The sequence below is a fragment of the Ravibacter arvi genome, assembly GCF_039540405.1.
In the GTDB taxonomy this organism is placed as follows: domain Bacteria; phylum Bacteroidota; class Bacteroidia; order Cytophagales; family Spirosomataceae; genus Ravibacter; species Ravibacter arvi.
In genome coordinates this window covers 291,968-304,650 of the sequence record NZ_BAABEY010000036.1, presented here as the reverse complement: position 1 = coordinate 304,650, position 12,683 = coordinate 291,968, and the positions used below count along the sequence as shown (strand labels likewise).

Genomic DNA, 12,683 nt, shown 5'->3' with positions numbered 1-12,683 from the left:
TCATAGCGATGGATCTAAAAACCGGCTATTCCGCCCGCAGTGTATCGACCGGATTGGTACCTGCCGCCTTTATCGCCTGGGTGCTGACGGTCACAAAGGCAATGACGACGGCCAGCGTACCCGCAAACACAAACATGTACCAGGTAATGTCGATATGGTAGGCAAAATGCTGCAGCCAGTTGTTCATCAATATCCAGGTCAGGGGTACCGCCACTATGATCGAAACCGCCACCAGTTTGAGGTAATCGAAGGAAAGTATACCGACGATATGGCCGGTAGAGGCGCCCAGCACCTTGCGGACGCCTATTTCCTTGAGTCTCAGCTCGGTCATGTACATCGACAACCCGAGCAACCCCAGGCACGAAATCAGGATCGCAATCAGGGCAAAAACGGAGAGCAGTGTTTGCTGGGTTTGTTCCAACGCATAGAGCTCGCCATACCGGCTGTCCATAAAAGTATAATCGAAAGGCTGATCGGCATAATGGGTGTCCCAAACTGACTGTATATGCGATATCGTCTCCGGTACACGGTCGCCTTTGATCCGTACTGATATCCAGTTGGCACGCCCGCCCTGCATCAGCATAACCAACGGCGGGATATGCTGGTGCAGCGACTCAAAATGAAAATCTTTGGTCACGCCCACAATCGTGCCGTTAATTGGCCCGTACATCATCGTTTTCCCCAGCGCGTCTTCGGGTTGCTTCCAGCCAAGCATTTTGGCCGCGGTAGTGTTCAGGATCAGCGACTGTGTGGAATCAGTTGAAAACCGGTTGGAGAAATTCCGTCCGGCGGCCATACCGATCTGGTAGGCCGGTATAAAATGTTCATCGATGGTCAGCATTTTGATGGTCACGTCGGAAGGCGCCGTCGAATCGCCGCGCACGACCTTCGTATCCCATGAATCGAGCAGCCGACCTGTGGGGATACGCGACGATCTGCCGACTTCCTGTACGTGATTGTCTTTCATCAGCTCGTTGCGGACGGTCTCATCCTGGGTCGGCGTCTGTCCGCCCCTGAAAACCACCACCCGGTCTTTCTGGTAACCGAGGTCGAAATCCTGCATGTAGCGAAGCTGCCTGTAAACCACAACGGTCGAACCGATCAGCAGCACCGCAATCGAAAACTGTACGATCACCAGCGCCTGTCGTGCCCACCCGCCCTTACGGCCGCGGGACATTTTTGATTTCAGTATCTCCACCGGTTGAAAAGCAGTCAGGTAAAACGCCGGGTAGCTGCCCGACAGAAGCGCGACCACCGCCACAAATACGATGAGCCACAGGAAATTGGCCGGGCTGAAAAGCGTCGTGAGCGACATATCCTTACCGGAAAACCGGTTGAGGTACGGGAGCAGCGCCCATGCCAGCAGCAGCCCGGTCACCAGCGACAATACCGTAAAAATGAACGACTCGCTGATGAATTGCCGCACCAGTTGCGCCCGGCTTACGCCCAGCACTTTTTTTAACCCTATTTCCCGCGCCCGCTTAGAAGCCCTGGCCGTGGTAAGATTCATGTAGTTGATGCACGCGATGAGCAGGATAAAGAGTGCGATGGCCGTAAAATAATACACATACCGGATATCCGAATTCGCCTCGAGTTCACTGTCCTTGTGCGAATGCAGGTGAATATCGGTGAGCGGCGTCAGGCTCAGGATCGAATAGCTCGACGTGTTCGGGCCGACATGCTTATCCTGGAAAGCCGGGAACGCCTTTACCAGGGCGGCAGGATCGGCGTTCGGCTCAAGCAAAAGATAGAGGGAGAAGGCATTATTGCCCCAGTTGGTCCGTAACTGTTCGGCGCCGTATATTTTCTCATTGTTCAGCGTCGAAAATGACACCAGGAATTCGGGGTGAAAAGTGGCCTGCACCGGCAACGGCTCGTACACGCCTGTCACTTTGTAATCAACCTGGTTGTCCATCCGCAATATCTGTCCGACAGGATCTTCATCGCCAAAATATTTTTCCGCCATGGGCCGGGAGAGCATAATCGAAAACGGCTCGGCCAAAGCATGATCTGCATTGCCCCTGAGTATTTTGAAATCAAAGATTTTGAAAATGGATTCCTCGGCGGCGAAAATATTCTGCTCTTTGAAAATCATTTCTCCCCGGCGAACGATGGCGTTGGTACCGAACATGCGGACGGCCGCCTTCACCTGCGGGAAATCGGACAGGATCAACGGCCCGAACGGTGGCGCCACATGACCCAGGTTCAGGGACGGGCTGCCGTCGGTCGAAAGGAAGGTTCGGTTGACCCGGTAGATATGGTCTGCGTTCCTGTTATAACGGTCATAAGACATTTCATCCCTGACAAACATAAAAAGCAACAGGGAGCAGCATATTCCTACCGTCAGTCCCATAAGGTTGATAAAAGAATAGACCTTGTTCCGCAACAGGTTCCTCCAGGCAATGGTGAGATAGGAAGCAATCATGGGTGCTTTGTTTATGAGTGGACCGGCAAGCTTATTCTGCCCGTAGTGAGTTTACCGGGTTTGCCATTGCTGCTTTTATGGTTTGCAGACTTACCGTCAAAAAGGCGATCAGCATGGCTCCGGCGCCTGCAATCAGGAATACCGTCCAGCTGATGTCGACCCGGTATTCATAATCCCGGAGCCAGCCGTCCATCAGCCAATAGGCGAGCGGGAAGGCCACCAGGCAAGCGACCAGGACGAGCTTCAGGAAATCCTTGGTCAACAAAAACGTCAGCGAATTAACAGAAGCGCCCAAAACCTTCCGGACCCCTACTTCGCGCGTCCGTTTTTCTGCCATGAAGGCAGATAGCCCGAACAACCCCAGGCACGATATCAAAATAGCCAGGCTACCAAAAACAACTGCGAGGGACCCCAGGAATTTAACCTGCCAGAATTTGGCCTCAAAATCGGCATCCACAAAATGGTAGTCAAAAGGAGTCGTTGAATCAATTTCTTTGAAAGCCGCTTCAATTTTCCGGATATCGCGTTGCAGATCCCCGGTAGGCTTGAGTTTCATATAGACTGTTTCAGCATATTGGGGCAAATTAAAAAACAGCAGCGGTTCGGGTTTAGCACGGTTGATATTATTGAAAACGAAATCGTCGACAATCCCGATTATGGTAAGCGGACCGCCGTCGCCTTGTGTAATGGTTGCACCCAGCTGCCCTCCCGCGCCCATTATCCTGGAGAATGTTTCGTTGATCACCACATTATTGCTATCCGGTTCCGGCCGGTTCGAGAAGAGCCGTCCTTCTTTAAGTTTGATACCGAACGTCTTCTGGAAATCATGGTCGGCAGCGACCAGTGTAACCAGTATCTCCTCACCCTCATTCTTCCCTTTCCACCTGAACCCGCCGCCATTGCTGTACATCGCCATGGGCGAGGCATTGCTGAACGAAGCAGAACTGACTGCCCCGGTATTCAGTAAGGCCTGCTTCAATGATTCCGGGTTTTTCTTTATGGCTTCGGTGGTGGCTACATAAAGAATATTGTCTTTGGAGTACCCCAGCTCGCGCTTGCGGGTAAAACTGATCTGCTGGTACACCAGGATGACTGCTACTATGATCGTTACAGAGACTGCAAACTGAACTACTACAAGGCTCCTCCGGATGTTAAGCACCCCGGCCCGGTCTTTGGCAAAATGTCCTTTCAACACCGAAACCGGGTTAAAAGATGACAGGTAAAGCGAAGGATAGCTCCCCGCCAGAATACCCGAAAACAGCCCGATAAGCAGCAAAAACAACCAGTGCGAGGTTTTTGAAAGCCCCGAGGTCAGCTCTACCCCGATCAGCTTGTTAAAAAAGGGCAATGTAGCCAGAACAAGCACCAGGGCCAGGAAAACCGCTACATAAGAAATGAAAACGGATTCGAACAGGAACTTGCTTACCAGCTCCTTTCTTTGCGACCCGAGTACTTTCCTGATCCCGATCTCCCTTGACCGCTTTTCGCTACGCGCTGTAGAAAGATTCATGAAATTGATACAGGCTACCAGTAGGATAATTCCGGCTATGAATGCAAACATGCGGATGTACCGGATCTGGCCAATGGCCGGGGCCTCCTCCCCATTCGTAAAACCGCCGTACAGGGTCATCCGTTTGAGCGGGTAGAGAAACAGGATGTTGTCGACGGTACCCGCCGTTTCGCGCTCTACCAGTTTTCTGACTTCCGCATTTACCTTTTCAAGGTTGACACCGGGATCGGTAAGCACCCAGGTGTCCGTCCAGTTATTACCCCAGCTGTCCTCGGGCTTGTCGCGGTGCGGCCCGTAAAACACTTCATAGGGAAGCAGCCAATCCAGGTTGTTGAACGAAACATTACCGCTTCTCTGCCTGAAAACCGCCGAAACCGTGTACGGGTTATTGTTAACCAGGATCGTTTTATCCAGCGGGTCTCCATCCGGGAAATATACCTTTACCAGCTTCTCCGATATGGCTATGCGGCTTTTGTCGTTCAGGGCAGTACCGGCATTTCCGGTTACCATAGCAAACCCGAACATACTCATAAAGGTGGAATCCACATAAGCACCGTTCTGCGCCTGGATATTATCTCCGACAGCTAATGCTGCGTTAGAACCGTTGTACCTGGCAACCTGCCTGATACCCGTCACACCATTCTCAAGAGCTGCCTTTGCCTTAAACGGGGTGGATGAAAAAGTATAGATGTCTTTGCCGTAGGTCTGGTTGTTTTTGACATTATAGAGATTATCCAGGTTGGAAATCGAATGATTAAAGTCCACATAGTATTCTATCCAGAGAAAGATCAGGCAGGCGCATGCAATCCCCACAGCGAGACCGACAATATTAAGAATACTGAATATCCGGTTGCTTTTCAGGTTTCGCCAGGTCAGTTTGAAATAGTTGGTCAACATGGTATTGAAGAAAGTAAAGATAAACACAGCCCGTCAGACAAATGGCAGCGAATTTGCCGGAAAAAAAGGCAACAAAAGTAGTTAAACACGTTATGCCATTATTTTAAGTACCTGTATAACAGAAACTTAAACAAAATTCAACTCCTGAAAAGTGTCCGGAAACGGTCAAAACAGTGTCCGTTTCCGGATAGGAAAACTCCGTGGCCCGATGCCGCCCTTACTCGGTTCTCAATGATTTTACCGGATTTGCACGGGCAGCCCGTAAAGCCTGGAAACCAATGGTGACGAGTGTTATTGTAGTCACGATCAGCCCGGCCGACGCAAACATCCACCATGACAGGCTGATGCGGTAGGCAAAATCCTGGAGCCACCTTTGCATGGCCCACCAGGCGATCGGGGAAGCAATTACAACACCCAGGCAAATGAGTTTCACGAAATCCCGGGAAAGCAGCCAAACCACCTGGCCCACCGTAGCCCCCAATACTTTCCTGATCCCTATTTCCTTTACACGCTGCTCGGCCAGGAAGGCGATTAAGCCCAGGAGGCCTATCGCCGAAATAAAGATGGCAATCCCGGTGGCAGCATTGGTCAGCTGCTGGGTCTTCTTTTCTTTCAGATAAAGCTCGCGGATCGAGTCATCCAGAAAACTGTACGTCCAGGGCTCGTCGGGGTACACGCTTTGCCAGGCCTGCCTGATCTCTTCCAACGCAGCATCAACGGTATTGCCTTTCCGGGATGAAAGCCTGACCCCGAGATTAAAAGCTCTCGAAGGCTCGAAACCGAGAAAGGCAGGTTCAATTTTTTCGTGGAACGATTGCTCATGAAAATCCGCCACAACCCCCACAATAGGGCATTTACGGCCATTCTGCCATTCCAGCTGCCGGCCGACGGCATCCATAGGGCTGCTGAACCCGAGTGCTTTCGAAAACGTCTGGTTAATCACCACCTCGCGAAGCGAATCACTTTCAATGTAATTTCTGCCGGCCAGCAACCGGAGCCCATAAAGCGGGATAAAATTTTTGTCGCCAAGTTTCGCGGACGCGTCCAATTCTATCGGCTTATTGCCTTCTTCGTGGTATTTGAAGCGTGTCATCATGTAACTGTTCCCCATAGGCGGGAACCATTCTCTGGTAAGCCCTTCCACTCCGGCCATCCGCTCAATTTTTTCGGCCAGAACAGCTTGTTTGTCCCTGCCGTTCCACGGTAACCTTATTGAAATAATCCCATCGGAAGAAAATCCCAGGTCGCGGTCCCGCATGAAGGCTATCTGGCGCCCCACAACAATCGAACCGGTAATAAAGGCAAGTGACACAACAAACTGGAAAACCAGTAGCGCTTTCCGCGAATTCCCCTTATTTCCCTCGAAAAGGGATATCCCTCTTGAAATGCCGGTGGTGTTGAACCCGGATAAAATCCAGGAAGGATAAATTCCCGAAAGTAGTGTGGTAAGGACAGCTATGCAACCCAGGAACAACAGGGTCGGACCGCTCAAAAATTTATACGTCATTCCGGGCGGAACGAAGCCTTCAAACAATCTGATTACAGGCCCCGTCAGCAATAATGCTATCAGAACGGCCAGAACGGTGACTATTCCTGTTTCGGCCAGGAATTGCGTCAACAGCATTTTCCGGCTCCCGCCCAGCACCTTCCGGATACCTACCCCTTTGGCCCGCCTGGCGGCCTGGGCGGTCGCCAGGTTGATAAAATTAACAGCGGCTACCAGCAAAATAAACCCCGCAATGACCATCAGTCCGTACAGGGTCGGCAGGTGTGCCTTGCGGGAATAGTTGTCCTGGTAGTCTTCATTGAAATGAAGGTCCGAAAGCGGCTGAAACGACGGCGTAAACTTAAAGTCACCCTGGTAGTGCTCTTTTCCGAATTTATCGAAAGCGCCCGTAAACTGTTCGGGACGGCTACCCGCAGGCAGCTTTACATAGGCCTGGGAGGCCGACCAGATATCATTCCAGGCAGACAGGTCAATATTTCTTTTCAACGGGCTCGCTTTGATCGTCGGAAAGGAGATAAAATCGGTGAATTTCAGGTCGGTCGGGCCGGTTGGCGTCTGTACGATACCTACCACCGTCACCCTGACGGAGTCGAGGTAAACGAGCTCGCGGCCGAGCAAGGCGGCCGGGGGTTGATCGCCAAAAAAGAGTTTTGCGCGCAGGTCGGTCAGTACCACCTCAAAGGGTTTCCGCAAAGCCTGTTCCGGGTTACCGGCCAACCATTTGTAGGGGAAAACCTCAAAATAAGCCGGTTCGGTCGCTATGATTTCACCCGCACGGTTTTCAGCAAAACGAAGCGGCTTCTCCTTCCCGACGGGAACTTCAATGTTGGCTGAGATATTATGAAAAGCCACCACCGTTCCCAATCCGCCTATTTCGTCCCGTATTGCTTCCGGAACTGCGTTGGGGACAAACCCTACCGGGTGCCACGGCTGGCTGGGGTTGATTTGTGATTTTCCGACCAGCCGGAAAATCCGGTCCCCCTCCGGATGCACCTTATTAAAGCTCAACTCGTAGCTGGTAACCAGGTAGATGACAATACAGGAGGTAATGCCTAAGACAAGTCCGGCCATGTTGACCAATGTGGTCGCCTTGTTCTGGGTCAGGGAGCGAAAAGCGTCCTTAAATATGTTCCGGATCATGGTCAGAAAGTGATGGGATAAAAGTTTAGCACAATCGTAAAAGCAGGAAAGCATCATCCGGCAAAGCCGCCTTACTCGGTACGCAATGCCTTTACCGGGCTTGAAACTGCCGCTTTAATTGCCTGGAAACTCACCGTGAGCAGGGCAATAGCGATGGAGACCAGGCCGGCCACCACGAATATCCACCATGATATTTCAATGCGGTAAGCAAAGTTTTCCAGCCATCTGCTCATGGCCCACCAGGCCACCGGGAAGGCAATCATCGCGCCTAAGGATACCCATTTCAGGAAGTCGCGGGACAACATCCCGACTACCTGGCCAACGCTTGCACCCAGCACTTTCCTGATCCCGATTTCCTTCGTCCGTAGCTCTGATGCAAAAGTGGCGAGCCCGAACAACCCCAGGCACGCGACGAAAATGGTGAGCACGGCAAAAATATTGAGTACCCGCGCTGTCTTTTGCTCAGCGTCATAGGTCTTTTCAAAAAGCTCATCCATAAAAGCATAGGTAAAGGGATCTTCCGCCTGAAAGTTTTCCCATTTCTGCTTCATGTCACCAAGCACCCCGTCCACATCGGCGGTATTGAGTTTGAAGATCAGGCCGCCCTGCGGGTCCAGCGTCATGAACAGCGGACTGATTGCGTTATGCAGCGACTTGAAATGAAAGTTTTTAATTACCCCGATTACGTGATAAGGGGAATCCACGCTGTTTCCCCGGTTACTGTTCTGAATCACCACATCCTGCCCGATCACATTGTCAACATTCCATCCCAGGGCCGTTACCGCAGTTTCGTTCAGGATAATACCCAGCGTATCGGTCGGGAAATCCGGAGAGAAATTTCTCCCCCTCAGAACTTTCATGGCCATTACAGGAATATAATCTTCGTCGACCTGGTAATTGACACCGTTTACAAATTTGTTGTGATCTTCGCGGGTGTACGCAAATGCATTATTGAAGTTAGTGGGTCCTACCGGCTTAAACCATGACATCGTCGCTCCTTTGATACGCGTATCCTGCAGCATTTGCTGTTTAAAAGCACGCTCATTCTTGCCCAATGCATAGGAGTTGGGAATGATCAACAACTGCTCCCGGCTATAACCAATGTCCTTTTTCTGGATGTACTTCATCTGCTGATAGGTGACGATAGTCCCTACCACCAGGCATACCGAGACAAAGAATTGAAAAACCACCAACCCATTTCTCAAGCCAATTTTCCCCGGCCGGCTCATCAGTCTCCCCTTGAGCACCTCAACAGGTTTGAAAGCCGACAGGTAGAAAGCGGGGTAGATTCCGGCCACCAATCCCACTACAGTTCCCAACAGCAGAAATACCAGCCATGATTCCAGGTTGAGCGTAAGCGATTTCCCGGACAACGCTCCGAAAAGCGGAAGGAGCAGCCACAACAGAACCGCTGCGATGGTGCAGGCGATGGTAGTAGTCAGGAAAGACTCCGAAAGAAATTGCCCGACCAACTGCCCTTTTTCCGACCCGATTACTTTACGCACTCCCACTTCCCGCGCGCGCTTTGAAGCACCCGCAGTCGACAGGTTGACAAAATTGATACCGGCCACCAGCAGCATAAAGCACGCCACTATGGTAAAAATATACACATAAGCTGCATTCCCGCCGGGTTCAATCTCATTGGTGGTAGCCGATTTCAGGTGAATATCGGTAAGACGCTGCATTGCAAAACCCAGCTCGTTTCCTTTGGTCCTGAACTGATCGAGGGTGACGCCCATTTGTGACAGGATTTGCGGCCCCATATAGGTGGCAACCATCTGCGGAAACCGGGTTTCCAGCTTTGCCGGATCGGTGCCGGGTTTTAGCAGGAGATAGGTATAGAAGCTTCCCAACATCCATGAATCCGACGTAGCCTCTTTCATACCGGTCAGCGAGCCGAAAATCTCGAAATGGAAATGAGAAGTCCTGGGGACGTCCTCGATTACACCGGAAACGATGTAATTCTTATTTCCGTCTATTTCTATGGTTTTTCCGAGTGCAGGCTCACTGCCAAAATATTTCTCCGCCGCCGACTTCGTGAGCACCACTTCATCCGGGTTCAAAAGCGCCTTTCCCGGGACACCCGAGATCATCGGCAAAGTAAAAATGGTCAGGAAATTGGGATCTACCCGGGCCAGGCGGTCGCCTTTGTATTGCTTCCCGCCAACCCGTACCCTGGGAACGCCGGCGTTGACCAGCCGGGTTGCATCTTCCACCTCAGGAAAATCCTTTTTCATGGTAGCCGCAACCGGGGCCATAACGCTTGCTTCACTGATTTTTCCGCCGTTGATATTTGCCTTGAAAATGATGCGTGCGATATCGTCGGCCCGCCGGTTGAACCGGTCGAATTTCAACTCATCCGCTACGAACAACATGATCAGGAAAAACGTGGCGACACCGATGGCTAGCCCCAGCATATTGATCACCGAAAAAAGCTTGTTTTTCGTGATGTTCCGCCAGGCGATTTTCAGATAATTACGTATCATGGCTAATAGAATTAACGTGGCATTCGGGCGCTAACCAACAGTTTCCATAATCACCTGGCCGTCAAGCATCCGGATCACCCGGTCAGCATATTGGGAGTCGTGTTCGCTGTGCGTGACCATAATGATAGTCGTGCCGGCTTCGTTGAGCTCGGTCAGGAGCTGCATTACCTCATTCCCGTTTTTGGAATCGAGGTTCCCGGTAGGTTCATCGGCAAGGATCAGCTTGGGCCGGTTTACCACAGCGCGTGCTACCGCCACCCTTTGCTGCTGCCCGCCTGAAAGCTGTTGGGGGAAGTGGTTCCGGCGGTGCATAATTTGTACTTTTTCAAGCACCTCCTCTACCCGCTTTTTCCGTTCGGAGGCCGGCACCTTGGTATAAATCAAAGGTAGCTCCACGTTTTCGTAAACGGTAAGCTCGTCGATCAGGTTAAAGCTCTGGAAGACGAAGCCGATATTGTGCTTCCGCAGCTGCGACCTCTTCTTTTCGTTGAACCTGGCAACCTCCACACCATTGAAAAGGTAGCTTCCGCCCTCCATGTCATCCAAAAGGCCGACAATATTCAGGAGCGTGGATTTTCCACAGCCCGAAGGGCCCATTACGGCGACAAACTCGCCACTCTTCACATGAATACTCAGGTTGTTCAACGCAACGGTCTCTACTTCCTCCGTGCGGTAAAGTTTTTGAAGATCGGTTATTTTGATCATGATTGGTAGTTGTAAGCGGATGGAGATCGGAAGTCGGAAATCAGAAATCGGAAATCAGAAATCGGAAATCAGAAATTGGAAGTTGGAATTGGATTTTGTATATTTTGGGACATATATTCTCATATTCTTACTATACGATAACATGCGAGATTTCACTGAATTTGAATTTTGGCGGTTGAGCCATCTACTTACTCTGGAAATTTACAGATTGACTAAAAAATTCCCGAAAGAAGAGACATACGGCCTTGTGTCACAAATGCGAAAAGCGGCGTTCTCTATCCCTTCAAACATTGCCGAAGGTTGCGGTCGCAGCTCAAATGCGGAGCTAAAACGGTTTTTGATTATCTCCGCAGGATCCGCGTCTGAACTACAATACCAGGTTCGGCTAAGCAAAGATTTATTACACATTGACGAACATGATTATCAAAAACTGACAGAACAGATTATTTCCATCCGGAAACTCATCTTTAGGTACTCAGAAAAGCTTTGACTCTTGAGGGCCAGAAATGACAACTCCGAAACAAACGGGCTGATTTCTGATTTCCGATTTCCGACCTCCCTCATTTCACTACCAACTCCTGCACCTTCTCATAATTCTCGTAGCTCGAAGTAATCACTTTGTCGCCGGGGTTAAGGCCCTGGATTACCTCGTAGTAGTTCGGGTTCTGTCGGCCGAGCTGGATGTCTACCTTGTAGGCTACCTTGCCGTCATCGCTCAGTTTGAACGCCCAATTGCCGCCGGTTTGCTGTATAAATCCACCTCGCGCCAGCAGAAGGGCCTTGGTTTCGTCGCTCAGTGCCAGCCTGATCTGCAGGGTCTGGCCCCGGCGTATCCCCTCGGGAATACTGCCGGCGAATTCCATATCTACCTGGAACCGGCCGTTCGTCACCTGGGTGTATACTTTGCGGATACGCAGCGTATAAGCTTTCCCGGCAAGGGTAAACTCGCCTTCCAGGCCCGTATAAATCCGCGTGATATAGTGTTCATCAATATCCACCCTGACTTTGAAACCGGTCAGCACGTCGATTTGCCCCAATCGCTCGCCTGCATTTTTACTCTGCCCGATCTCCGCATCGAAAGAGGTCAGTTGTCCGTCGACCGGGGCGCGTACCACGAGATCGTCAACCTTGCGTCGCATGAGGGCAAGCGCACTCCGGGTCCGCTCGTAGGTTTGTTTGCTCTGGTCCAGTGACTGCGCTGTCGAGATAGAATCCTGGTGCAGAATCTGCTCGGTGAGGCTCTTCCGCTTTAACTGGTATTGATAGTCATTTTCCGCTTTCTGGAAATCCTGGGAACCGATGGCCTTTTCCTGGTAGAGCTTTTTATTGAGCCTGTAGATCCGCTCGGCTTCCTTCAGCCCGTTTTCGACATCGGCCATCTGGTTGCGGTTGTTGATAGAAACCTGTTGCGCGTTCGTCTGCGCAATCCTGGACTGTGTAAGCAGGTTCAATACCTGCGTTTCCTGGTTGACCAGGCTAAGCTCGAGGTCTGTGTTCGACAATCGCATGATGGCATCTCCCTTTTTGAGATGCGCGCCGTCTTCCACGAATTTTTCCTCGATCCGTCCTCCCACCGAAGCATCCAGGAAAATGCTGCTTATTGGAAGGACCGTCCCGTTTACGGGTATAAATTCCCTGAAGGCGCCCTCTTTTACCTCGAATATCGTCAATCGCTCACGCTCGACATTCAACCTGCTGTTGCCCGAAGTAAAATACCAGCTTGAGGCAATGAGTGCCAATATGCCCGCTCCGCCAACGACCCACGAAATTGTTCGGGCATTCCAGGTTTTTTTGGGTAAGACTCTGTCCATTTTATTTTGTATACTGAATTTGGACAGGAGCGGTACCAACAACATGCCAATTAAAAAATATCCTCATTATCAGACTTTTACATAAATTGTTGCCGGGAATTGGTGTCCGATACCGCACATTTTTTGTTCACAAGCGCACAGTTTTGTGTACCCGTCCGGTTTCGGACAATTTCTGTCCGAAACCGGACGGGTACACAAAACC

General features: G+C 51.0%; 7 protein-coding genes. 1 reads left to right on the top strand and 6 read right to left on the bottom strand.

The features are described 5' to 3' along the window. Positions 1-25: 25 nt before the first annotated feature. From ABD852_RS20975 to ABD852_RS20955, 5 genes are all read right to left on the bottom strand, one after another. A complete protein-coding gene (locus ABD852_RS20975; protein WP_345032515.1) occupies positions 26-2,425 on the bottom strand; it encodes an ABC transporter permease in 2,400 nt (799 codons plus the stop codon). Positions 2,426-2,456: 31 nt separating this feature from the next. Continuing rightward, a complete protein-coding gene (locus ABD852_RS20970) occupies positions 2,457-4,832 on the bottom strand; it encodes an ABC transporter permease (protein WP_345032513.1) in 2,376 nt (791 codons plus the stop codon). A gap of 217 nt (positions 4,833-5,049) precedes the next feature. Then, positions 5,050-7,479, bottom strand: coding sequence for an ABC transporter permease (locus ABD852_RS20965; protein ID WP_345032511.1), 2,430 nt, complete (start codon positions 7,477-7,479; stop codon positions 5,050-5,052). A gap of 71 nt (positions 7,480-7,550) precedes the next feature. Continuing rightward, positions 7,551-9,965 (bottom strand): ABC transporter permease, encoded by a 2,415-nt coding sequence (locus tag ABD852_RS20960; protein ID WP_345032509.1) that lies wholly within the window; start codon positions 9,963-9,965, stop codon positions 7,551-7,553. Positions 9,966-9,995: 30 nt separating this feature from the next. Continuing rightward, a complete protein-coding gene (locus tag ABD852_RS20955) occupies positions 9,996-10,670 on the bottom strand; it encodes an ABC transporter ATP-binding protein (protein WP_345032507.1) in 675 nt (224 codons plus the stop codon). On the opposite strand from ABD852_RS20955, the gene ABD852_RS20950 reads away from it, so the two are divergent. Then, positions 10,669-11,160: a four helix bundle protein gene (locus ABD852_RS20950; RefSeq protein WP_345032505.1), complete on the top strand. Its 492-nt coding sequence runs from the start codon at positions 10,669-10,671 to the stop codon at positions 11,158-11,160. The two genes, ABD852_RS20955 and ABD852_RS20950, sit on opposite strands and share 2 nt — an antisense overlap. Before the next feature lie 70 nt (positions 11,161-11,230). On the opposite strand, the gene ABD852_RS20945 is transcribed toward ABD852_RS20950, so the two are convergent. Beyond that, a complete protein-coding gene (locus ABD852_RS20945; protein ID WP_345032503.1) occupies positions 11,231-12,481 on the bottom strand; it encodes an efflux RND transporter periplasmic adaptor subunit in 1,251 nt (416 codons plus the stop codon). Positions 12,482-12,683 lie beyond the last annotated feature (202 nt).